This is a genomic window from Mesotoga infera, from assembly GCA_011045915.1.
GTDB lineage: Bacteria > Thermotogota > Thermotogae > Petrotogales > Kosmotogaceae > Mesotoga > Mesotoga infera_D.
On sequence record DSBT01000345.1, the window covers coordinates 1 to 23,937 of the forward strand.

General features: G+C 45.8%; 22 protein-coding genes, 2 tRNA genes and 1 pseudogene. 21 read left to right on the top strand and 4 right to left on the bottom strand.

Annotation, left to right across the window (positions count from 1 at the left end):
• Nucleotides 1-135 precede the first annotated feature (135 nt).
• From dnaX to ENN47_11360, 15 genes are all read left to right on the top strand, one after another.
• A complete protein-coding gene (gene dnaX, locus ENN47_11290; protein ID HDP78740.1) occupies nt 136-1,593 on the top strand; it encodes a DNA polymerase III subunit gamma/tau in 1,458 nt (485 codons plus the stop codon).
• A gap of 2 nt (nt 1,594-1,595) precedes the next feature.
• A complete protein-coding gene (locus ENN47_11295) occupies nt 1,596-1,961 on the top strand; it encodes a YbaB/EbfC family nucleoid-associated protein (GenBank protein ID HDP78741.1) in 366 nt (121 codons plus the stop codon).
• 12 nt (nt 1,962-1,973) lie between these two features.
• Complete coding sequence (gap, locus tag ENN47_11300) at nt 1,974-2,969, top strand: type I glyceraldehyde-3-phosphate dehydrogenase (protein HDP78742.1); 996 nt, start codon at nt 1,974-1,976, stop codon at nt 2,967-2,969.
• 61 nt (nt 2,970-3,030) lie between these two features.
• A complete protein-coding gene (locus ENN47_11305) occupies nt 3,031-4,998 on the top strand; it encodes a triose-phosphate isomerase (GenBank protein ID HDP78743.1) in 1,968 nt (655 codons plus the stop codon).
• A gap of 89 nt (nt 4,999-5,087) precedes the next feature.
• Nucleotides 5,088-5,324, top strand: coding sequence for a hypothetical protein (locus ENN47_11310; GenBank protein ID HDP78744.1), 237 nt, complete (start codon nt 5,088-5,090; stop codon nt 5,322-5,324).
• 11 nt (nt 5,325-5,335) lie between these two features.
• Nucleotides 5,336-5,617, top strand: coding sequence for a cell division protein ZapA (locus ENN47_11315; protein ID HDP78745.1), 282 nt, complete (start codon nt 5,336-5,338; stop codon nt 5,615-5,617).
• Nucleotides 5,607-6,428 carry a glutamate racemase gene (gene murI / locus ENN47_11320; protein ID HDP78746.1) on the top strand — a complete coding sequence of 274 codons (822 nt, stop codon included), beginning with the start codon at nt 5,607-5,609 and terminating at the stop codon, nt 6,426-6,428. The genes ENN47_11315 and murI overlap by 11 nt, the downstream gene beginning before the upstream one ends.
• Before the next feature lies 1 nt (nt 6,429).
• Nucleotides 6,430-7,392 (top strand): YvcK family protein, encoded by a 963-nt coding sequence (locus ENN47_11325; protein ID HDP78747.1) that lies wholly within the window; start codon nt 6,430-6,432, stop codon nt 7,390-7,392.
• Entirely contained in the window at nt 7,389-8,315 is a 927-nt protein-coding gene (whiA, locus tag ENN47_11330) for a DNA-binding protein WhiA (GenBank protein HDP78748.1), read from the top strand. Before ENN47_11325 ends, whiA begins: the two co-directional genes overlap by 4 nt.
• The gene (gene nrdR, locus ENN47_11335) at nt 8,316-8,777 is read left to right on the top strand and encodes a transcriptional repressor NrdR (protein ID HDP78749.1); all 462 of its coding nucleotides are present in this window, start codon (nt 8,316-8,318) and stop codon (nt 8,775-8,777) included.
• A gap of 17 nt (nt 8,778-8,794) precedes the next feature.
• Entirely contained in the window at nt 8,795-9,268 is a 474-nt protein-coding gene (greA, locus tag ENN47_11340; protein HDP78750.1) for a transcription elongation factor GreA, read from the top strand.
• A 12-nt stretch (nt 9,269-9,280) separates the two neighbouring features.
• Nucleotides 9,281-10,783 (top strand): lysine--tRNA ligase, encoded by a 1,503-nt coding sequence (gene lysS, locus ENN47_11345; GenBank protein HDP78751.1) that lies wholly within the window; start codon nt 9,281-9,283, stop codon nt 10,781-10,783.
• A 13-nt stretch (nt 10,784-10,796) separates the two neighbouring features.
• Nucleotides 10,797-11,258, top strand: a complete 462-nt coding sequence (locus ENN47_11350; protein HDP78752.1) for a GatB/YqeY domain-containing protein — start codon at nt 10,797-10,799, stop codon at nt 11,256-11,258.
• Nucleotides 11,255-12,625 carry a DNA mismatch repair protein MutL gene (locus ENN47_11355; protein ID HDP78753.1) on the top strand — a complete coding sequence of 457 codons (1,371 nt, stop codon included), beginning with the start codon at nt 11,255-11,257 and terminating at the stop codon, nt 12,623-12,625. Before ENN47_11350 ends, ENN47_11355 begins: the two co-directional genes overlap by 4 nt.
• Nucleotides 12,626-12,691: 66 nt before the next feature.
• A tRNA-Gly gene (locus ENN47_11360) sits at nt 12,692-12,767 on the top strand.
• Nucleotide 12,768: 1 nt separating this feature from the next.
• On the opposite strand, the gene ENN47_11365 is transcribed toward ENN47_11360, so the two are convergent.
• A complete protein-coding gene (locus tag ENN47_11365; protein ID HDP78754.1) occupies nt 12,769-13,269 on the bottom strand; it encodes a dihydrofolate reductase in 501 nt (166 codons plus the stop codon).
• A 49-nt stretch (nt 13,270-13,318) separates the two neighbouring features.
• Here ENN47_11365 and ENN47_11370 point away from each other — a divergent pair.
• From ENN47_11370 to disA, 6 genes and pseudogenes are all read left to right on the top strand, one after another.
• A pseudogene (locus ENN47_11370) lies at nt 13,319-15,328 on the top strand (hypothetical protein).
• 2 nt (nt 15,329-15,330) lie between these two features.
• The gene (locus ENN47_11375; protein HDP78755.1) at nt 15,331-16,008 is read left to right on the top strand and encodes a methyltransferase domain-containing protein; all 678 of its coding nucleotides are present in this window, start codon (nt 15,331-15,333) and stop codon (nt 16,006-16,008) included.
• 4 nt (nt 16,009-16,012) lie between these two features.
• Nucleotides 16,013-16,642: a dTMP kinase gene (locus ENN47_11380; GenBank protein ID HDP78756.1), complete on the top strand. Its 630-nt coding sequence runs from the start codon at nt 16,013-16,015 to the stop codon at nt 16,640-16,642.
• Nucleotides 16,643-16,647: 5 nt separating this feature from the next.
• Nucleotides 16,648-19,137, top strand: a complete 2,490-nt coding sequence (locus ENN47_11385; protein HDP78757.1) for an ATP-dependent Clp protease ATP-binding subunit — start codon at nt 16,648-16,650, stop codon at nt 19,135-19,137.
• Nucleotides 19,138-19,240: 103 nt separating this feature from the next.
• Nucleotides 19,241-20,566, top strand: a complete 1,326-nt coding sequence (radA, locus tag ENN47_11390) for a DNA repair protein RadA (protein ID HDP78758.1) — start codon at nt 19,241-19,243, stop codon at nt 20,564-20,566.
• Nucleotides 20,553-21,632 (top strand): DNA integrity scanning protein DisA, encoded by a 1,080-nt coding sequence (gene disA / locus ENN47_11395; protein HDP78759.1) that lies wholly within the window; start codon nt 20,553-20,555, stop codon nt 21,630-21,632. Before radA ends, disA begins: the two co-directional genes overlap by 14 nt.
• Here the strand turns inward: disA and ENN47_11400 are convergent.
• The 3 genes from ENN47_11400 to ENN47_11410 all read right to left on the bottom strand — a co-directional run bounded on the left by ENN47_11400 (nt 21,613) and on the right by ENN47_11410 (nt 23,799).
• Nucleotides 21,613-22,899 carry an amidohydrolase gene (locus ENN47_11400; GenBank protein ID HDP78760.1) on the bottom strand — a complete coding sequence of 429 codons (1,287 nt, stop codon included), beginning with the start codon at nt 22,897-22,899 and terminating at the stop codon, nt 21,613-21,615. The genes disA and ENN47_11400 overlap by 20 nt on opposite strands.
• Nucleotides 22,896-23,636, bottom strand: a complete 741-nt coding sequence (locus ENN47_11405; GenBank protein ID HDP78761.1) for a glycosyltransferase — start codon at nt 23,634-23,636, stop codon at nt 22,896-22,898. The genes ENN47_11400 and ENN47_11405 overlap by 4 nt, the downstream gene beginning before the upstream one ends.
• Nucleotides 23,637-23,709: 73 nt before the next feature.
• Nucleotides 23,710-23,799: transfer RNA gene (locus tag ENN47_11410), tRNA-Leu, on the bottom strand.
• Nucleotides 23,800-23,937: the final 138 nt, after the last annotated feature.

Here is a 23,937-nt window from a genome sequence, read left to right on the forward strand (position 1 = left end):
CAGTTCCAAAGATCTCATTTACGAAGGTGAAAAGATGAGTTAGTTAAACATTTCACTAACTTTTCTGGAGTGTTTTCTTTTCTCCTAAACAAACTTCGGGCAATCTGCTATAATTCAGATGAACGGGTGATTAAGATGTCTGAAGCTTTGTATAGGAAATATAGACCGAGAAATTTCAGTGAATTGATTGGACAGGATCAAGTGAAAGAGATCCTGGGAAAGACAATAGAAAGCAATACAGTATCCCACGCTTACATATTCTCAGGCTCGAGGGGCACAGGGAAGACTACGACTGCCCGCATTCTTGCCAAGATGCTCAACTGCCTTTCGGAAGGATCTTCAAAACCATGTGGTGTCTGTGACTCCTGCAGGGCCATCGATTCCTCTTCGCATATGGACGTCGTTGAACTTGATGCGGCTTCTTACAGAGGAATAGACGAGATCAGGAAGATACGGGATGCCGTATCTTACAGGCCGGTTATGGGCGGGTTTAAAGTATATATTATTGATGAATTTCACATGCTGACAAGAGAAGCCTTCAATGCGCTTTTGAAGACTCTTGAAGAACCTCCCGAAAGAGTTGTTTTCGTTCTTGCCACAACTAATCTTGAGAAGGTTCCGGAGACAGTACTTTCTCGCTGTCAGATCTTTAACTTCAAGCCTCTTGAAGAAAAGGACATTATGACTTACCTTGAGAAAATTGCTAAGGCAGAGGGGCTGGAGTTCGATGAAAGGGCGCTTCGCTACATATCTAAGGCGGCGCACGGAGGCATGAGAGACGCAGTCAATCTTATGGAGAGAGTAATCGCTTTTGCTGATGATGTGAGCGAAGAGTCTGTGAGAGCTACTCTGGGTATTCTTCCTGAAGAGGTCGTAAAGGAGTTTATTTCAGCCTTTTCATCCGGAGAGCCTTCAATGATATTGAAGATGTCTGAAGATATTCAGTCCGGAGGATTCACTTACGAAGTCTTTCTTGAACAAGTGATAGATGCTGTTAAAGATCAACTTGTACATGAAGCCAGCGGTGAGAGGTTCAATCTTCTCTCATCTCTCTGGGAGATAAATCGAGAACTAAGATATGCCGAAGACAAGCGCGGCACTTTTGAAGTGATGACACTTCTCAAGAGCGGATTGGGGAAAGCGCGAATCAATCTCGCCGCTTCAGATGAACCGACTTCGACAGACTCGATTGCTGTCGAAGCTGACTCTAAGAAGTCCGAAGATTCTGATATGGTAGATGGCAAGGACCTTACAGAGATACTGGAGCACCTTCGAAGAAACAACTATATTCTCTTGTGGACTCTGTTGAGCCTTGCAAGCGTAAGAAATACCGAAGATGGAAAGGAATTTGTGGTCGATGCGGACAGTGATTACTCACAAGCGCTTCTTGAAGAAAGGCTTGGATCACTGAATCGAATTTCGACGGATCTTGTTGGGAAGAAGTTCCTTCTAGCAGATGATTCGGTCCGAGAAGATCCTTTTGGAAATCTAGATGAAGATTCTAGAGAGTATGTTGATGCAGTAATTGCCGGACTTGGTTTGAAGGATGATATCGACAAAGGAAAGATAAAAATAGAGCTTGAGGAGGATTAATGATGGCAAAGAAATTCAGGGGCCTGGGCGGTAGAAACTACGGTGGTTCAAAAAAAGGTTCCAATATGGGTGAGCTTCTGAAACAAGCCCAGAAGGCACAGGAAGAAATGGAAAATCTTGAAGATACTTTCAAGACAATTGAGGTCGCTGCTTCAGCCGGCGGCGGCGCAATAAATGTTGTAGCGACTTGCGATTATCGTATCAAGTCGATCGAAGTCGAGCCGGAGATAAGGGAAGAGGATTTTGAGATCATTCAAGATTTGATAATCGCGGGGATAAATGAAGCACTGGCAGAAGTAGCAAAGAAGAGAGATGAAGAAACTGCTCGAATTACGGGAGGACTCAATCTACCGGACAATATACTTTAGGAGGTGTAACAGATGCACAGAGTAGCAATCAACGGTTTTGGGAGAATTGGCAGACTTGTTTTTAGAGAGATGGTGAAGCGCGGGGAATTTGAAATCGTTGCAATCAATGATCTGACAGATGCCGCAACTCTTGCTCATCTTCTCAAATATGATTCAGTTCACGGAAGGTTCAAAGGTTCAGTTGAGGCTAAGGAAGGAGCTATTGTAGTAAATGGCAAAGAAGTCAAAGTCTTCTCCGAAAAGAACCCCGCAAATCTTCCCTGGAAAGATCTCGGTGTCGAACTGGTAATTGAGGCTACAGGAGTTTTCAGAAACAAAGAGAAAACAATGCCTCACATCGAAGCTGGAGCGAAGAAGGTCTTGATCACTGCACCTGCAAAGGGCGAAGTGGATGCCACAATCGTTCTCGGAGTTAACGACGATGTGCTTAAGCCAGAAATGAAAATCGTATCTAATGCATCCTGTACGACCAACTCGATAGCTCCGATCATCAAGATTCTGAACGACAATTTCAAGATTCAGAAGGGTTACCTTACCACAGTTCACGCGTATACAAACGACCAGAAAATTCTGGATCTTCCGCACAGCGATTTGAGGAGGGCCAGAGCCGCTGCCGCCAATACGATTCCCACCTCGACTGGAGCTGCAAAGGCCGTAGGGTTGGTCATCCCAGAGCTCAAGGGCAAGCTGGATGGAATCGCTATGAGAGTTCCTGTGACGGACGGTTCAATAACAGATCTTACGGTTGTCTTGGAGAAGGAAACTACCGCTCAGGAAGTCAACGCTCTTGTAAAGAATGCCGCAGAAAGCGGACTCAAGGGAATTGTTGAGTATACTGAAGAGGAACTGGTTTCTTCAGACATCGTGGGAACGACTGTTTCCTCGGTGTTCGACAGTAATTTGACGGCAGCGATGGGCAATTTGCTGAAAGTCTGCGCCTGGTACGACAACGAATACGGCTATTCTTGCAGAGTAGTCGATCTGGCCAAGATAATGATGGAGATGTAATTCTGAGGATAATTTGACGGGGCCTGCAGGCCCCGTTTTACTGAGAAAAGGAGGATAAAGAATGTCTAAGACCCTAACTCTTAGAGATGTTGATTTGAGTGGAAAAAGGGTACTTGTCAGAGTGGACTTCAATGTGCCTCTGAATAAGGAAACTGGCGAAGTGAGTGACGATACTAGAATCAAAGCCGCTTTGCCCACTATCGAATACATTGTAGGAAGAGGCGGGAAGGCAATTCTCGTTTCTCATTTGGGCAGACCCAAAGGAAAGAAAGATCCGAAGTACTCGCTGGAAAGAGTAGCTGAGAGGCTTAGATCACTTATTGGCAAACCTGTCCGATTCGTTCCCGATTGTGTCGGAGAACAAGTGGAGAAAGCCGTTTCGGAGATGAGCGATGGTGACATACTGCTTCTGGAAAACGTCAGGTTCTACGCCGAAGAAGAGAAGAACGACCCTGACTTCGCAAGAAAACTCTCTTCCATTGCTGATATTCATGTAAACGATGCTTTCGGCACCGCTCACAGGGGTCATGCGTCAAACGTTGGCGTGGCACAATACTTGATTAGCGTACCCGGATTTCTTATGCAGAAAGAAGTCGAGATGCTTGGTATGGCAATCGAAAGCCCGGAGCACCCTTACGTCGTAATTCTCGGAGGCGCAAAGGTATCCGACAAGATAGGAGTAATAAGCAATATTCTGGAAAAGGCCGACAGGATTCTTATTGGGGGTGCGATGATGTTTACATTCCTCAAGGCGCTGGGTAAGAGTGTTGGCGACTCTCTAGTTGAAGAAGACAAGATAGATCTGGCTATAGAGATTCTGAAAAAAGCCGAAAAGAAGGGTGTAGAGTTTGTTCTTCCAGTCGACACGATAATTTCCAGAGAAATCACTGCCGGCAGTGAATCTAAAGTTGTCAGCCTGGAAGAGGGTGTGCCGTCAGGTTGGAAAGGTCTTGACATTGGCCCATCAACAGTGAAGCTTTTTGAAGGGAAACTTAGCGATGCGAAGACCGTTGTCTGGAACGGGCCCATGGGTGTCTTCGAAATTGACGATTTTGCGAACGGGACGGAATCAATTGCCAAGGCACTGGCCTCTCTAAATGACGCAGTCACTATAATCGGCGGAGGCGACAGTGCCGCCGCAATCAGCAAGTTCGGACTTGCCGATAAGGTCTCCCATGTATCTACTGGTGGAGGGGCATCCCTTGAGATGCTGGAGGGAAAGGATATGCCAGGGATAAAGAGCCTCTCAACTGAAGGCCATAAAAAAAAACGTAGAATAATGGTCGCGGGGAACTGGAAAATGAACAAATCCCCCGATGAGTCGCGAATGTTTGCAGGGTTCCTTGCTTCCTCTATCGGAAATGAGAAAGTAGTAGATGTTGTTGTTTTTCCGGCGACTATATCTGTTCCGGGAGTGGCCGATATAGTGAAAGATACTGAAATAAAGCTTGGAGTGCAGAATATTCATCCGGCTGACAGCGGAGCCTTTACGGGAGAGATTTCAGTGCCGATGCTCTCGGATCTAGGAGTAGAATACGTACTTGTCGGACACTCCGAGCGCAGGCATGTCTTCGGCGAAACCAGCGAGATGACCAACGAAAAGATAGAAGCGGTTCTCAAGGGCGGCTTAATTCCAGTCTTCTGTGTGGGAGAAACACTGGAAGAGCGAGAATCAGGTAGAACAAACGAAGTTCTGGAGGAGCAGATCAGCAAGGGCTTTTCGGGACTTGACAAGAAAGAAGCAGAAAGAGTAATTATTGCCTACGAACCGGTTTGGGCCATCGGTACTGGAGTTGTGGCAACACCTGAACAGGCCGAAGAGACCATGAAATTCGTCAGGGATCTCGTCTCTCATATCTACGACAATGACCTTTCGGAGAGAATTCGGATTCTGTATGGCGGAAGCATCAAGCCTGACAACTTCGATCCTCTGATTGCCATGGAGAATATTGACGGTGGGTTAGTTGGGGGAGCCAGTCTTCTGGAAAGCTTCGTTCAGCTGGTTGCCATCGCTAAGAATCACGCTTGATTACAATGATTTGAGGCCGCCCGTCGGGCGGCTGTTTCGTTTTCTTTCTTAGCCGAGGTGTTATAATCTCAAAATAGGAGGTGTCCTTCTTGGATAGCTATCAGGAGCTAGAACTTGTCGTAGACAAGATGGTAGAGGAATTTAACCGTCTTAGAAGAGAAAACGAACAGCTCTGGAAGCAGGTTGAAGCAGCACAGAGAAAAGTGGAAGAGTCTGAGCTCAGAATCCGGGAACTTGAACTCCGTCTTGAAAGCGAATCAAGGACAATCTCCTCACTTATAAAGAGAGTCAGAGGCAGCCTCGTTGAAGACAGCAAAAAAGCATAAGGAGTCGAGCCATGAAGCGATCAGTTTCACTTGAGCTTGGAGAGAAGAAATACACATTTATTACCAGTGATCCACAGGAACTTGTGGATCAAGTCTTTTCTAAGATCACGGAAATGTACGATTCATTAAGCAAGAACGAAGAAGAGATCGGCTATGAAAAAGTGCTCGTAGGGATTTCGGTGAATCTTGCGCACGACCTTGTGAGAAGTCAGAATGAACTGCTAAGGCTTAAGGCAAAATACGAAGAGGTTCTTTCAGAATACTTCCAGGGACGTGACGGGGTTGAGAAGTAAGTTAAGGATAGGGATCTTCGATTCGGGAATAGGTGGCCTTACAGTTCTGAAAAGATTATTGGAGGCTTTTCCTGAAGGAGTGAATTTTCATTATTTCGCTGATACCGCAAGGGTTCCGTATGGTTCTAAGCCAGTTGAAACACTTCAAAGATACTTAAGAGAGATATTCGATTTTTTTTCGCAGTTGAATGTCGACGCAATCCTTACCGCATGTAACACTTCTGATTCCATACTCTCTCAAAGAGAGAAATCAGAACTCAGTGTTCCTTACTTCAGTATAATTGATCCCACAGTGAGAATTCTTGGAGAATCGGCCCCGGGAGAATCGACCGTCGCAGTCATTGCGACTGAAAATACCGTGAGAAGATCGCTTTATTTGAGACGGCTTTTCCGTTATGAGAATCTTACTACAATTATTCAGAGGGCATGTCCGCTTTTCGTCCCCTTAATAGAAGAGGGTATCTGGGAAGGCGAAATTGTCGATTCAATAGTAAAGTATTACTTGACTGACCTGGCTAGAAGCGAACCAGACTTTCTGATACTTGGATGCACTCACTATCCGCTAATCAGGAAATCAATCGAAGCCTTTCTGCCTTCAAAGACCAGAGTTCTTGATCCAGCGGAGTATATTGTCAGTGATTTCGCTGATTGGGCAGAAATCACGTCAACCGAACCATCTACAGTCGACTATTACGTTAGTGGAAATGTTCGGTTTTTCCAGGAGATTCTGAAGAGGTATCTTCGAAAAGAAGAGAATGTGAGAGGCGTTGATTTAACTTTTGCGGGGATAACTTTGAAGGAAAGCATTTGAAGTGAGTAGAACAGTTCTGATAGGAGGAGGCACCGGACTCTCAACTTTCGTGAGAGTGATGAAGGATTTTGACTCTTCCCTTACTCTGGTGGTTGCAGTAACCGATGATGGAGGAAGTTCGGGCATCATTAGAGAAGCTATGTTAATTCCTCCCCCTGGTGACGTCAGGAACAACATAATTGCTCTGGCCGATGACGAAGAGCTTTTGACCAAGGTCTTTTCTCACAGATTCGGCGCACCAGCAATGGACGGTCATTCAATTGGAAACATAATCATCGCCGGCCTGACAGAGATGTATGGGAGTTTTCCTGAGGCAGTTGTTGCTGCATCGAAGATGCTCAGCATAAAGGGTAGGGTTCTACCGGTTGCCGATGATCTCGTTCATCTCGTGGCGGAGCTCGATGATGGATCAGTTGTCAAGGGAGAGTCAAGGATATCGTCACAGGGGAAAAGAGTTAGAAGAATATCCCTTGACAAGCCTGCCAGTGCTCTTCCAGAGGTAATAGATGCAATAGTATCTGCAGATACGATAATTGTGGGTCCCGGGAGCATTTTCACCAGTTTAGTTCCAAATTTCCTTGTTTCCGGTGTTCGAGAAGCATTCAAAGAATCGAGAGGGAGAAAGATATTTATCTGCAATATTATGACTCAGCCCGCTGAATCCGAAGGCTTCTCTCTACGCGATCACGTGGAGGTTGTGGAGAATTATTGCGGGCAAGCCTTTGACCTGATTTTTTGGACAGAGGTGAGTGGTGTTGAGACTTCGGTTCTAAACAGGTATAAGGAGCAGGGCTCCTCGCCGGTCGAGAACGACATGCTTTTCGACAGGCGAGTGAAGGTGATCGAAGGAGCTACGACCGTACTAATAGATGACGGGAAAGCGCGTCTCGTCGTGCGGCATTCAAGAAACAGCATTTTGTCTATTCTTCATGAGTTGAGTATGTTGGGAGAGAACAGGATTTGAGTTATGCCGATAAACTCAAAGAAGAGCTGTGCCATCTTCCTTTTGATGATCCGGCAGAATGCAGGTCTGAATACCTCGGTTTTGTCAAGTCGAGAGGGACTCTGAGACTTAGAGGCGGTACTGCTTTCCTCGTTATACCTCTTACTTCGATTACGAGTCTAAAGAGGCTTTTTCAGATAGCGAAGAAGCTTTCTATCCCAATTTTCGAGACTCAAGTGATCGAAGAAATGCGTCTGGGCCGGAAAAGGGGAGGAGAGCTTAGCTTTCGTTTTGAAGAAGTCGAGGAGTTCCTACGCAGAAGCGGGATTTCGGTAAGAGACGATTCCATTCCAAAACCGGTGAGAGAAGATCCGGTTTATTTCGGTGCGTTTCTCAGAGGTTTGTATTTGGCCGGTGGATCCGTCGTTGACCCTTCAAAGGAGTATCATCTAGAGATAACTCTTGATACGACAGAAGTTTTCGTAAATTCTCTGAGAATCTACATTGCTGAGAATTTCAACATAAAGATCGGTGTCGTAAAAGTTAGGGAGAAATACAAGGCGTACGTGAAATCATCGCTTGATTTGATCGAGTTACTATCTCTGATGGGTGGCAAGAAGACTGTAACGAGGCTTTCGAGCGCTGTGGAAGTTAGAAAGATCAGAAGCGATGTGAGCAGAACGCTGAATTTTCTTACGGCGAATGCAAACAAATCAGGACAGGCTATGGCGAAGCACGTCAAGGCAATAAGGATTATTGATAAGAAACTCGGTATCGACAGACTCGACGGGGATCTTCGACAGATAGCCATTCTCCGGCTGGAAAACGAAGACCTCAATCTAAGAGAGCTTGGCGAAATAATGAATCCGCCAATGAGTAAGTCAGCAGTATATAATAGGTTGAAAAAGCTTATGGCATTGGCCGAAGAGTTGGGAGATATTTAGATGAAATGTCCTTTTTGTGGTGGAGATTCTACAAGGGTTTTGGATTCTAGACCGACCGATGAATCCACTTCCATTCGGAGAAGAAGGGAGTGCGAGAAGTGTGGTGCAAGATTCACTACCTATGAGAGGTATGAGAGACTTCCCTTCCTGGTGGTAAAAAAAGACGGCAGGAGGGAGAAATTCAGCAGGGAGAAACTTCTCAATGGACTGCTGAAAGCCTGTGAGAAAAGACCAATATCTGTTGATACGGTCAATGGTATCGTTGAGTCCGTAGAAAACGGGATTGTGAAGGCGGGGAAGCACGAAGTAATTTCTAGCGAAATAGGCGAGATGATAATGGCTGAACTCAAGTCTCTGGACAGAGTTGCGTACGTTAGATTTGCATCTGTTTACAAAGAATTCAGGGACATAGATCATTTCATGGATATAATTGAGGAACTCAGGAACGACAGAGATCGTTGAATGGAGGGGTCCGGGTGGTGAAGAAAAAAGTAATCTACCTTACACAGGAAGGCTTCGACAGAATGAAAGAGGAGCTCGAGAGTCTTAGAAAGAAACTCATGTATGAAATTGCTGAGAGGATCAAGGAAGCCAGAGAGCTCGGGGATTTAAGCGAAAACAGCGAATACGATGAAGCCAAGAACGAACAGGGAAGAATCGATAGCAGAATAAAGCAGCTGGAAGAGATACTCAACAACGCAGAAATAATTGAGGACGATGGTGATTTGAGTACTGTGAAACTGGGTTATGTCGTTGAACTCCAGAACGTTGAGACAGGCGAGAAGTCGCAGTTCAGAATCGTCAACGCTCAGGAGGCCAACATTTTTGAGGGTAAGATTAGTTCTGATTCTCCTATTGGACGGGGAATTCTAACCCACAAAGTGGATGAATTGGTAAGGGTAAAAACCCCTGCAGGTTGGGCGAAGTATAAGATTCTTACTATCGGCAAATGATGGGGGGATTCTATGAGTGAAGAAGCAAGGAAGCAGAGAATTGAAGAGATAAATCAGATGCGCAGTGAGGGAATCGAGCCGTACCCGTACCGTTTTGAGAAAACTCACTGGGCCGGCCAGATTAAAATGGATTTTTCCGACCTAAAGGATTCCGAGACGAAAGAGGATACTACTCTGAGAATTGCCGGAAGAGTTGTTGCGATGAGAAACCACGGGAAATCCGCTTTTTTTGTTCTCAGAGACAATACTGACCGTATTCAGGCATATATAAGGCTTGACGGGGTAGGGTCGGAGAATTTCGAGGTCTTCAAGAAATTCGTGAACATTGGCGATTTCCTGGGCGTCACCGGGTTCCCTTTCAAGACGCATACCGGAGAGATATCGGTCTTTGTGAAGCAATTCGAGATACTCTCGAAGGCAATAAGGATGATGCCAGAAAAGTGGCATGGAGTGAAGGATAAGGAGATAATCTACAGACAGAGATACGTGGAGCTGCTTTCCAGTGACGAGGCCCTTGAGAGGTTTCGGATTCGCTCTGAGCTGTTTCGACTGGTCAGAGAGTTTCTTCAGTCCAGGGATTTTGTCGAAGTCGATACGCCCATGCTTCATTATCTGACGGGAGGAGCTTCGGCAAGGCCCTTCAAGACTCACATCAATGTCTTCGAGTCGGAAATGTATCTTAGAATTGCAGAAGAACTGTTTCTTAAGAGATTCCTGGTAGGAGGCTTTGAAAGGATTTTTGAGATCGGAAAGAACTTCCGCAATGAAGGAGTCTCCTACAAACACCACCCTGAGTTCACAATGATGGAGCTATACTGGGCGTACGCAGATTACAACGATATAATGGATATCACTGAAGAGATGATCAATTACGTAGTCCGCAAAATAACAGGTTCCGAGATTATCACTTATCAGGGAAAGGAGATCGATTTTTCGAGGCCCTGGCGCAGAGTGAAAATGGCTGGCTTCATAGAAGAGAATCTTGGAGTCGATATCTTGGAAGATTCTAATGATGAACTGATTGCCGTTCTAAAGAAGCATAATGCCGAACCTGATATCAAGGAAAGAGGACACTTGATCGAAAAATTGTGGGATCTTGTGGAGCACAACCTTATAAATCCCACTTTTGTTACCGAGCATCCAGTAATAATCTCACCATTGTCGAAGATCCATCGAGAAGATCCTAGAGTTACGGAGAGGTTCGAGCTCATAATAAGCTCTATGGAGATGGCAAATGCTTTCAGTGAGCTGAACGATCCGATTGAACAGTATGATCGTTTTCTTCATCAAGCAGGTTTGAGGGACATCGGCGATGAAGAGGCTCAAATGATGGATCAGGATTTCATCAGGGCGCTCGAATATGGAATGCCCCCCACGGGCGGATTAGGAGTAGGTTGGGACAGAATAATCATGCTGGTGACAGACGCGCCGTCTATAAGGGATATTATTCCCTTTCCGCTCGTAAGACCAATCTCTTTTGATGAAGAAGAGGCCTTGAGTGATAGCGAGGAGTAGTTGAGGTGATTCGATGACGCTTTATGAACAGATTCAACAGGAAATGAAGGACGCAATGAAATCTCGAAATGCTCTGAAAACGAATACTTTGAGGAGCGTAATCGCTTCCGTAAAAAACTATCTTGTGTCTTCAGAAGAGGCCAGAGGTAGAGAGGTCAGCGATGAGCTTCTGGTAGATTTCATTGCGAAGGAAGCGAAGAAGCGAGAAGAATCAATTGAAGCCTACAAGAAGGCGGGGAGAGATGATCTGGTTTCCAGTGAATCCGAGGAGCTTGAGATACTGAGAAGCTACCTTCCAGAAGAACTATCGCTTGATGAAATAAGGGCGATTGCCTTACAAACGATTGAAGATTTGAAAGCTAACAATCCTTCCGATCTAGGGAAAGTGATGAGAGAGTTGATGGTCAGAGTAAAGGGAAGAGCAGACGGAAAGCTAGTCAACAAAATCGTCAGGGAGCTTCTAGAGAGTAGATGAGAGTTGAGTTCCTGACCGCAGAAATCGGGAGCACCACTACGGTGCTCTCTGCTTTTTCTTGTGATGCATCGGGAAAAATGAAGTTCGTTGGGCAGGGTGAATCTTACACAACCATAGATGAGAATGATGTAACTGTCGGCATCGAGAAAGCCATGAAGGCATTGAAAAAAAACCTTGGAACTGAGAGGCTTGAATGGGATGTTCTGGTTGCATCGTCGAGCGCGGCCGGAGGACTGAGAATGACGGTTCACGGTCTCGTTTACGATATGACCGTCAGAGCTGCAAGGGAAGCAGCACTTGGAGCTGGTGGGGTTATAAAGTTAGTTACGGCCGGCAAGCTTGCCCAGAGAGACTTGAAAAGAATTGAGGAAGCCGCTCCAAAGTTGATACTTCTTGCTGGTGGAGTCGATTATGGTGAAAGGGAGACAGTCATTCACAATGCGCAGATCCTCAAGAATGCAGATCCCGAGATTCCAATAGTCTATGCTGGAAATGTTGAGGCAGCTGACGAAGTGTGTGAAATGATTTCGGGTAATGGAAGAGATGTTCACATAGTGGAAAATGTGTATCCAAGAATCGATGAGCTCAATGTAGAACCCACCAGGAAGATCATCAGGGAGGTCTTTTCGAGAAATATTGTGAAGGGTCCCGGAATGGAGAAGATTTACTCGTTGGTTGATAAGCCGGTTATTCCGACACCAGCGGCAGTCATGCTCGCGGCAGAACTCTTTTCTGATGTTCAGGGCGATGTGCTCGCTGTTGATATTGGGGGGGCGACCACGGATGTCGATTCAGTTACCGATGGAGATCCCGAAATTGAGTCTATACTGGCATCACCGGAACCAAGAGCAAAGAGGACCGTCGAAGGAGATCTCGGAATCTATGTGAATGCCCGTCACGTTATCGAGCATATTGGGAGAAGTGAGTTGGAAAAAGAATTTCCCGATCTGGAAAGCATTGTTGAGAATTTGACGCCTTACCCAAAGAACTCAGTCGATGAAGCCTTCTCTGTAAGACTTGCCACTTACTGTTTTGACTCTTCGATAAGAAGACATGCCGGAAGCATCAAACAGCTTTATGGGCCGACCGGAAGAATAGAAGTTGCTTATGGAAAGGATCTTACAGCTGTAAGATCGGTAGTCGGTACTGGTGGAATCCTTAGCAGATCGAAATTCTGCTCGAAGATCATGGAAAGCATTAGAACTCTTTCAGAGAAACACGAAAAGGAATTGCTGCCAAAAGCCGATGTAAAGCTTTACAGAGATAAGGACTACACTTTCGGTGCGATTGGTCTAATATCGACCGTCGACTTTTCTTCTGCAAAGGATCTTCTGGAGAGCTCTTTTGAAGAGCTTAGAAATTCCTGAACCACATTAATCTGGTTTTCTTGCAATTGACAAGCGTTTCCTTCGGATGATAGAATCTCCTTGAATGCGGGTGTAGCTCAGTTGGTAGAGCATCAGCTTCCCAAGCTGAGGGTCGCGGGTTCGAGTCCCGTCGCCCGCTCCATTCATAGAACGTCGTAGATCAGAAGGCTCGCTTGTCCCAATTCGCGAAACTCTTTATACTTCAGTTGCACTTCGCTCTCCAGGGTTTCTCCCAGCCCTTTGATTCCCTTTCTGATAATTGGTTCGAAAGTAATATGGAGTTCACTCACCAACCCTTTATCTGCAAACCGGTCGAATGTTTCTGCTCCTCCAATGAGACAGACTTCTTCATAACCTTTTTTCTCAAGTTCTTCCAGGATGTTTTCCGGCGTCGCTGAGCTAAAAAACAGATTGTCGGAGCCTTCGAAATTGTCTGGAGTTCTTGTCAGAACGATGTTCAGCCGACCTGGAAGCGCCTTTCCGATAGCATCGTAGGTTTTTCTGCCCATAATGACTACACCGACCCTTGAAGTAAGGGATTTGAAGTAACTCTTGTCTTCTTTTGATGTCCACTCCGTTCTGTCTTCGTTGGAGAGAGATATCTTGCCGTTTACCGTACTCGCAAACACAGCTATTATCTTCAGTTCTCGCACCTCCCTCTTCACAGTTTTCAAAGTTCTTCCAGAGTATTCTATCTTTTTTTCTCCCTCCAGGCAACATTTAGGAGTCAGTTTAATCAGGATATGTTATTCTTCTTAAGATAGGAGTGTGAAGGACATCAAGAGGATTTTCGGAATAGTTTTTGTTTCTCTTTTGCTCATTTTGGCAGCTGCCTGCAGTGACGGCGGAAATTACTCTGTTTTTATAAGGCAAATAGACTGCAAAGGCTCGATCTGCAACATGGATTTGAATATATCGGCACCAGGCAGAGAGCTCCCTCAGTTTCTTGTGACAATCGGTCGTCCACCGGTCGATGGGAATGACGGGTTGAAATTCAGAGGAACTGAGGCTTCGTTTGAATTGAAGGAACAGGGAACTCATTCGATATATGTAACTTTGATTGAGGGTAAGAGATTTTTGACGACTCCGGTCTCGGCTAAGGTGACCGTCAATCTTGAACCACCGGGCAGGCCAGCCGTACGGTGGAGTCTCGCGCAAGGATTACTGACCCTCGTTGTCAGAGCAGAGGATTCCGAAAAGGTAACTGACTATCGAATCCTGGTAAATGGTGAATCTTTCAGATCATCTAGCGGCGTGTTTTCTGTCCGCGTGGAGAGAGATACGAAGTATATTGTCCAGGCGTTCTCAATGTCCGATACGATAAGCTCTGAACCTGCAATTGTTGATCTTGAGCTTTCGGAGGACTTTGCTCCGGAAGTGAAGCTCTTCTTCGCCCTTCCGTATAGAGGAGAGGCAATACAAGTCGAGATCCGCGACGACTGGGACAGTCCTGAAGAGCTTGAGATAATAGCCTTCGCTCAAGAGAGTGGAATTCCCCTTCTTTTTGATGGAGCAAGGTTGATACCGGAGATCCCTATTCCGGAGCGCACAAACACCCTGGTCCTTAGAGTAAGCGATTCTTCTGGCAACACAACCGAAGTAACGAGACAATTGACGGTTGTTAGAAATACTTCCCGCGATCTTCCCGAGCTCTATATTGAGGAAGGAACCATAAGAAACGCAAGGTGGACCACTTCAGAAGGTCTGGTTGAACTTCAGAGATACAGGGACGGCGAGTGGATCACTCTCTCCAGCCACGATTCTGAAGAGAAATCGTCGATAATTTCAAAGGACAGCATATCTGAAAATGGTGATCTTTACAGAATCGCCTTCACTTCCGAAAGCGAGATTTACATGCCTTCTGTTCCGGTTTTTGCTAAAGAGAGTTTCTTCAGACGTTTCAGCACGGAGTACATCTCATCTTTCCTGGGAATGGATGCGCTGCTGGTAGGGGGAAACGATTACAGATTCTACGGGAATATTGTAGTAAGAGACAATTCGGTCATGAGAGTCGAATCGGGTTCTTCTCTTACTATTCCGAAGGGAAACACTCTGCTAGTGAGTGGAGTCCTCGATCTAGAAGGTTGGAAGGAAAGGATTTCAGTAAATCCGGGAGGTTCTTCTGGAACCATAGAAGTTACGAACAACGGCGTCTTGATTGCTAGAAGCGTGGATTTTAACAATTCGAGAGTACTGGTAGAAGGAGCGGCAGTAGTAGTATTTGATGACTGCACATTCTCAGGTGGTTTGAAGATCAACGGAGCCAGAACAGTTCAGATATACAATAGTCTAATCGATGGAGAAATCCTCGTCGAAAACGTCAGAGAGCTTTTGGTTCACCTCAGCGAGTTCTCTGGAAAAGATCTTACATACAGTAATTTGGGCTCGGCCTTACTTTCAAGGAGTACATTTGGTTCGCAGTCAATTGTAGTCATGCACTCGCGCGTTGAAGTGGTCGGTTCGCTTTTCGAATCCGGGGAAATTGAAATCAACAAGACGTCTAGTCTGTCACTGGCAGGGAGTTCAATAAGGGATACTGAAATCGAGATCTCAGGAGCATCCTCGTTGCACTTTGAAGAACTGGAGATAGCCGGGCAGGTTATGATAGACCTTAAGGGACTTTCGAGACTTAGTATTCAAGAAGATGCCAAAGAAATTATCGAGATCATCTCAGACGCAAAATCTTCCGTTAAGGTGTACTGATCATGGGGATGAAATTTCGTGATTTTGATCCGGGAATTCTTGGGTGTCTCGATCTTGACCTTACCTCTCTTCATGCTCGTATCAATCACGGGACTCTGTTGCTATCGTGGTTCACTAACCCTCCTAAAGGCTCAAGGAAGGCACTCGAATTGGGTTCTGGCAGCGGAGTAATTTCGATCTATCTGGCAAAGGTATTTGGACTGTCAGTAACTGGTCTGGAGATTGATAGAGATCTTTACGACGTGTCAATCAAGAACGCTCGCGCCAATTGCACCGAAGAGCTTACCAGTTTCATAAACTGCGACATCAGGACATATTCTAGCGAGAACAGAGGAGAGATCTTTGATCTAGTTGTAGCCAATCCCCCTCATTATGTTCATTCCGGTCTCGAAAGTCCAGACGAAAAAAGAAACATCGCAAGACGTATTGACCAGGATTCTGCAAGAGTGTTTGCCTCTGCCGCGGGTAGTTTTCTAAAGAACAGAGGAGCGTTCTTTTTTTTGTTGCATCCGAGGGACTTGACAAAATGGGCACGTCTTCTGGAGGATGAAGGACTGGGAATTCATAGATTGAGATTTGCGTACGGGTCTTTCGAAAAACAGGCACAGTTGGTGCTATTAAGCGGGAGAAAGGGCGCATCATCTGAAATTGTTGTAGAACCGCCCATAAGAATGAGGTGAAGATATGTTTGTAAGTATAGAAGGAATTGACGGATGCGGAAAAACCACTCAGATCAAACTTTTGGCTGAGTATCTCAGTCAATTAGGTGTGGAGTTCACTATAGTCAGGGAACCCGGTGGAACAAGCGCAGGCGAGGAGATCCGGCAGATGCTGCTTCATAAGGACTTCCGCTTGTGTGCAGAGTCTGAGCTGCTTCTATTCATGGCGGCACGGGCACAGATAGTTAGGGAGGTTATAAGACCTGCTCTGGAGAGCGGTAGATTGGTGATAGCAGATCGATTCATGGATTCATCGGTTGCCTATCAGGGAGTTGGTAGGGATCTCGGACAGAAAGTCGTCGAGTTCATGAATTCATTTGCCGTGGGGAACACGGTCCCGGATATTACTTTATACATTGATGTGCCGGCAGATGTAGCAATGTCGCGGATGAGAAAAGAAAAGAAAAATGATAAAATAGAAGTGGAAAGTTTAGAGTTTTTCGAAAGAGTAAGAAAAGGATATGAGAGGTTGATGGCAGAAAATCACAAGAGATTCGTTGTCATAGATGGAAGAAAGTCTGAAGAGCAAGTGCATGAAGATATCAGGAAGTCTTTATCGGTTTTAACAGAGAAGCGAAAGCCAAACAGGAGGTGACTAGAATGTATTTCGACAAGTTTTCCGAAGGCGCTGCCCAGGTCTTTGTGACAGCCCAGGACGAGGCCAGAAGTCTCGGCCACCCTTATGTTGGAACTGAACACCTCCTTCTAGCGATCATAAAAGTCGAAAATGAGCAAACAACTAGGATTCTGAGAAACTACTCGATCACATACGAGAGAATCTCCAGAGAAGTTACTTCGATGGTTGGGACTAACGTACATCAGTCTGTAGTCGGAGCCCCGCAGATGACACCCAGAGCAAGACGAGTTATCGAGCTGGCAAATGATGAATCGAAAATGCTTGGTCAAGACAAGATTGATGTGGAACACATAATGCTCGGGATCGTTCGCGAAGGAGAAGGTATCGCAGCCCACATATTGAAACAAATGGGAGTAAACCTATCGCAGCTGAGAAGAGAGATTATCGAAAACATAACAGGTGACTGGGAAGAAGGAGGCGAACAGCCCGAGAATGTCTTTGTCCAGCAGAGCCCGACTATGAGCTCAGCAATCAAGCAGCTGGAAGGTTTTGGCACGGATCTTACTGCAATGGCCAAGGCTGGTAAGCTAGATCCAATAGTCGGTAGAGAGATTGAAAGACAGAGGCTGATGGAGGTTCTTTCAAGACGGAAGAAGAACAATCCTGTTTTGATAGGAGAACCTGGAGTCGGAAAAACGGCAATCGTTGAGGGACTTGCACAAATGATTGTTGATGAAGAGGTTCCCGAGACACTCAAGAACAAGGTGATTTTTGCACTGGATGTTGCTTCACTAATAGCCGGGACGAAGTACAGAGGTGAATTTGAGAAGAGGCTGAAAAAGCTCATCCATGTAGTAAAGTCCAACGGAAACATCATTTTGTTCATAGATGAAGTCCATACGATAGTTGGAGCAGGTTCAGCTGAAGGTGCCGTCGATGCCGCCAATATTTTGAAGCCGGCTCTTGCAAGCGGAGAGATAAGATGCATAGGATCGACGACCCCTGATGAGTACAGAAAGTACATAGAAAAAGATGCCGCTCTGGAAAGAAGATTTCAGAAGATCTACGTAACCGAGCCCACTCCGGAACAGTCGGTGGAGATTCTGAAAGGCATAAGGCACAAGTATGAACTTCACCACAAGGTGCGCTACACAGAAAAGGGTCTGGAAGCTGCTGTAACATTGTCGCACAGATATGTCTCCGACAGATTCCTCCCAGACAAAGCGATAGATATTATTGATGAGGCGGGTTCAAGGGCAAGATTGCAAAAGCTAACGATACCCGACGAGTTGAAAAAGATGCAGGGTGATATTGAAGTCCTGAAGATAAAGAGAGAGACTGCTGCGGCCGATCAGGAGTATGAAAAGGCTGCCCAGCTGAAGGAAAAAGAGCGTCTGATACAGCAGAAGTATAGGGATGGTTATAGCGAATGGAGAAACAGGGTCGATTCTGAGATAGTCACCCTCGATGACGATGAAGTCGCAGAAATCGTTTCAAACTGGACAGGAATACCGCTCAGAAAGCTTGAAGAGACCGACAGTGAAAAGCTTCTTACTCTGGAAACTGCTCTGCATGAGAGGATAGTCTCTCAAGAAGAAGCCATTTCGGCGGTAGCCAAATCGATAAGGCGTGCAAGAAGCGGATTGAAAGACCCTCACAGACCGATTGGAGCTTTCCTTTTCCTTGGCCCAACAGGCGTGGGGAAGACCGAGTTAGCAAAGGCTCTTGCCGAGTATCTTTTTGGCGAGGATAAGGCGCTTGTCAGATTTGACATGTCGGAGTACATGGAAAGATTTTCTGTCTCAAGATTGATTGGGGCGCCGCCGGGTTACGTAGGCTACGATGAGGGAGGCACCTTGACGGAGAGAATCAGGAAGAGGCCATTTTCAGTAATACTGTTCGACGAGATCGAGAAGGCCCATCCTGATATTTTCAACATCTTGCTCCAGATAATGGATGATGGCAGACTCACCGATTCGCAGGGTAGACAGGTTGATTTCAGGAACACAATAGTGATAATGACCAGCAATCTTGGCGGAGAATTCATAAATAAAACCAAGTCTTCTATTGGTTTCGTAGAATCGATTCGTGAAGAGAAGGAATATGAGGCTATGAAGACCTCGGTACTTGAGGAAGTGAAGCGGACTTTCAGGCCTGAGTTTCTCAACAGGCTTGACGAGGTAGTGGTCTTCCATCAGTTGACCAAGCCTCAAATCAAGTCGATAATCGATATACTGATGAACGACATGAGAAAGAGGCTGAAGGAGAAGCATTTGAAGCTGGTCCTGTCGGAATCCGCCCAGGATTTCCTTGTAGACGAAGGGTTCAATCCCGTCTATGGAGCGCGCCCACTGAAGAGAGCTATTCAGAAGTATGTTGAGGATCCTCTCTCTGAAGAGCTTCTCAGAGGAAGGTTCCAGGAAGGAGATCTCATTACCGCAGAGGTTGACAATAGGATTCTGGTTTTCAAGAAGAAAAAAGATGAAAAAACTGAAGTTAAGGCAGTGACCTAATAATCAATTCCGAACGATATTGAAGGGGGGCGGTTTCAAGCCCCCCTTAATGAAATATCGGGCCTTTTACACGACAGTCAAAGCAAGATAGTGGGGTTCGTCTATGAAAAAGAAGAGAAGCTATGTTTGTGATGTTTGCGGCCATGAGTCTCCCGCATGGTTTGGTCGATGTCCGGCCTGCAACGAATGGAATACTGCGATCGCTTTTGCAGCCGAAAGCGATCAGGAGGAGAGAGCCACCGCTGCTGAATTTGAAGCAAAGCCACTTTCAGAAATTGACGGCGATGAATCTTTGCGAATGGATACTCGAATCGAAGAACTGAATAGATCTCTTGGCGGAGGTATTGTCCCGGGGAGTGCAATTCTAGTCAGTGGAGAGCCCGGAATAGGAAAATCAACTCTCATGCTCCAGCTCTCCGATCTAATCGCAGGAGAAAAGCCTGTTCTGTATATATCGGGAGAAGAATCTGTTCGCCAGCTGAGATTGAGAGCCGAGAGACTTCATCTCTTAAACAAGGAGCGAGTCGAAGTTGTTTCGGCTAATGATATAGACTCTCTGAAAGCTTCGGGAATTGACAAATACGGCATGGTCGTGGTCGATTCATTGCAAACGATAAGGATGTCCAGCGTACCTTCCTTGCCAGGCTCTGTAGTGCAGGTGAGAGAATGTGCAAATATGCTTGTTTCTTTGGCCAAATCATCGGACATTCCGTTTTTAATGGTGTCTCACATAACCAAAGGAGGGCAAATTGCAGGACCGAAGCTCGTTGAACATCTTGTCGATACGGTACTGTACTTTGAATCGAGCAAGACGGGATACAGGTTCTTGAGAACTGTGAAAAACCGGTTTGGCCCATCCGATGAGATTGCAGTCTTCGAAATGACCTCGGAAGGGTTGCGTGAAGTATCCGACATTAGCAGTCTTTTTGTGGAAGATTATACAAGCGCGCCAGGCAATGTGGTCTCAGTAATCTATGAGGGTTCGAGGGCATTTCTAATAGAAGTCCAGGCGTTGGTTTCTAAACCGGTTTATGGAACTCCCAGGCGACTTGCGTCTGGAGTGCCTCTTGAAAGGCTTCTTCTTGTTACCGCGGTGCTGACGAAGAGAGCTGGAATACCTCTAGACAGTCTTGATCTCTATCTGAACGTTGCCGGAGGACTCCAAATAGAGGATACTGGTGTTGACCTGGCTATTGCCGCCGCTTTGGTTTCTTCTTATTCGGACATCTCAATACCTGAAGGCATAGCCTTCTTCGGTGAGATTGGACTGGACGGAACTGTGCGTTCCGTTTCTTCGACAGAGAGAAGAGTCGAAAGGGCCAAAAAATCCTCTTTCTCAAGAATAGCTGCGCCAGAGGGAAGAAATGGTATAAAAGATGTAAAGCAACTATTGAAAATCATCGGAGGTATGAAGAGTGGAAAGGAGTGAACTTATAGAAAAGATCAAGAAGATTGCCCCGGGAACTCCGCTTCGCCACGCTCTCGATGATATTCAGGATGCGAGCGTGGGAGGCCTAATATTCTTTGTTGACGATTACAAGAAGTACGGCCAGCTGATGCAAATAGGGTTTCTTCTAAACTGCCAGTTCAATCCAAACAAACTATATGAGCTTGCCAAGATGGATGGAGCAATTGTTGTTGATGATGACCTTACAACAATAGTTGGTGCGAATGTTCAGTTGATTCCCGATCACACTATTCCCACTAATCAAACAGGTATGAGACACCGTGCCGCGGAGAGAATGGCTAAAGAAACCGGCAGGATGCTGGTTGCTGTATCAAAGAGAAGGAACACAATGACAATCTTCCTTGGAGATTACGTCTACACTTTGAACAGCGTCGAGACTCTTACATCAAAGATCACACAGACTATTAGAACTGCGGAGAAGTACAAAGAAGCCTTTATTGAGGCCTTACAGGGGATAGAGTTCATGGAGCGCGCCGGTTCACTCACTCTTTTTGATGTAGTGAAGACTATTCAGAAGGGATTGATGGTTGTACTGATATGCGAGGAGGCAGATTTCACGATTGCCGAGCTTGGTAACCATGGCAGATTTCCCGCAATGCAGCTTGCCGAGATTCTCGTGAATGTTAATGAAGAAATAGAGAATCTCATTCTGGATTTCAGTGAGGAGTTAGTCGATCAGGATAATCTGGAAGAAGTCTACGAAAAGATGAAGAGCCTAAGTGAGAGGGAAATAAGCAGCTTTGGAGTAGTACTTAGGCATATGGGATACGAAATAAATACTGCCTCTCAGGCAGTGGAGTACTTCATACGGTCTAGAGGAATCCGTTTTGCCAGACATATCCCCAGAATACCTCTGCAGGTCGCCATAAACCTGGGGAAGGAGTTCGGCACCTTCTCAAATCTTCTTGAGAGTACTGAGGATGAGCTTAAAGACGTAGATGGAATCGGCGAAAAACGAGCCTCGGCAATAAGACACGCAATTGATGTTTACAAGAAATCCGGCGAAATCACAATTCCAGGTTTCTAAGCTCCTTTGTCAGATCCCTGAGTTCTTTCCTGGATATCCTCTGTGGGACTCCTTTGTCCATGATCAATTCCCCTGAGTTCCAAACTTTCTCAAAATTCGTGTCAAACGAGGACTTCAGAATCAATTGAAGTGTTGTGGGCAGACGAGGGTCAAATTTCTCGAGATCCAGAGACGACTTTGACAGAATAAGATCGGCCGAGTAGCCTTCCTTAAGCACTCCGGTTCGCTTTCCGAAGAATCTTTGAAACAACTTGTAGTTGTTGTCAAAAAGCGTTTTCCTTATCTCATAGTCGATAACGGAATTCTCAAAGCCCCTGTGGTAACGTTCAGTTAGAAGAACTTCTTTGGCCTCTCCCAACATGTCAGATCCGACAAATCCAGTGCCTATACAGACCTGCATCCCCCTTCCGAGGAGGTCTGCTATGTTTGGCTTGAAGGTTCCCGCATACATTTCGGATCTCAGTGATTTCGTGACGAAGATTCTCCTTGAAGAGATTATGTCCATATCGGTCTCGCTGAGGTTTCCGCCGTAAATAACTCCACATTCAGGGACGAGTATCCCGTTCTTCAGCAATCTTTCGACAAGGCTTTCCCCCCATTTGAAAAGGCAAATCTCATTATCCTGCTTCATGTCGAATATGAACAGATTCAAGTTCATCCCTTTTTCGTAGAGACTCCTGAGTTTGAAAAGAGCTTCTTCGCCGTAGGTGGCAAGTCCACTTACATAAGCAATAGGGCAGAAAGAAGAGTCACGAGAGACATTCTCCCAGCGCGCGGAAACCTCATCTATTGTCTCATCAGTCAATACAGGTCCGACGGCGAGATAAACACCATACTTCTGTGAAAGCTGTCTGTAAAACGCCGGGTCGATATCAGGATGATCAATTACCGGACCGCTGATCGCAACTGAACCGCTTCTTATTGACTTCAATACGGCTATTTCGGCAGAAAGTCTGACAAGAGAAGAATTGACCTCACTCGTGCCTGATTTAAGCAGATTGCCGAAGAAATTCCTTCCTGTTTGAGCATCTTTCAGAAGTCTCAAGGGGTACGAAGAAATACTTGAATACATACTGTAATGAGCATTAAAGATTGAAGGCAGAAGGATGCCCTTCTCGCCGTCAACTATCTCTTCATCCTCCTGGATGCTGTACTCTCTCCTCGGTCCTACGAAAGTAATCTCCCCATTCTCAAATCTAATCAGAGCATCATCCACAAGAGGGTTCTTTAGATCATTTGTGAATGCCAAAACGTTGGTTACGATCATCTGGAACCACCTCTTCTTGATTTGAAGTAAGATCTGACAACGTAAGTTTCGAAACTCATAAGTTTAGGGATAATCTTTAGCCGCTTCCCCGGTTCTTGAACTATCCTGTATAGCCATTCAAGTCCGGCCTTTTGCATCCACAAAGGGGCTCTCTTCAGATCGCCGGAAATAACATCAAAAGATCCCCCGACACCCATCAGAACACCCGCATGAAGCTTATCAATGTTTTCCGCAATCCAAATATCTTGTTTAGGAACGCCCATACCAACAAATATAATATCCGCAGATGAAGAATTTATTTCTGAGACGATTGTATCACTTTCCTCTTGCTTGAAGAAGCCGCTGTGATACCCCGCAATATCGATTAGTGGAAATCTTTGTTTCAGTTTTTCAGTGGTCTTTGTAACAATGTTCTCCTTCGAGCCCAAAAGGAATATCCTTAAACCAGTTTCAGAAGACAGCTCACAGATCTTGAGCATCAGATCAATTCCGGGGACCCTTTCCACTCTTTTTTTCGAAATGAGTCTAATTGCTTTCAGGACTCCACTCCCATCTGGCACAACGTAGTTCACAGTCTCAAGGGCATTCTTGTATTCCAAGTTGTGGATGTATTCATATGCGATCAAAGCATTCAAGGTGAGTACGTGTGATCTTAAGCCTGATTGTGTTCGCTGAATAAGCTCATTGGCCGCAGAAATCAGGGTTGTTTCCTGAAGATCAAAATCGAGAAATCTCAACCGAACACCTCCACACTTGGAAAAGTACAGCGAGCGCAGTATTCAACGAAAAGAGGAAGGCTTAGCCTTCCTCTGGTGCCGAGGGCGGGAATCGAACCCGCACGGGGCTCTCAACCCCAGCGGATTTTGAGTCCGCCGCGTCTGCCAGTTCCACCACCTCGGCCAGCAATAAAACTTTACCATCAATGATTATTGGTGTCAACGAGTCACAGGAAGGAGCACTCCCGAAAGCTCTATTTCAGTGAAGGAAGCCTTCTTCATCTCTGGTTGAGCAGTTCTTTCAGAGGAAAGCAGAACTCCG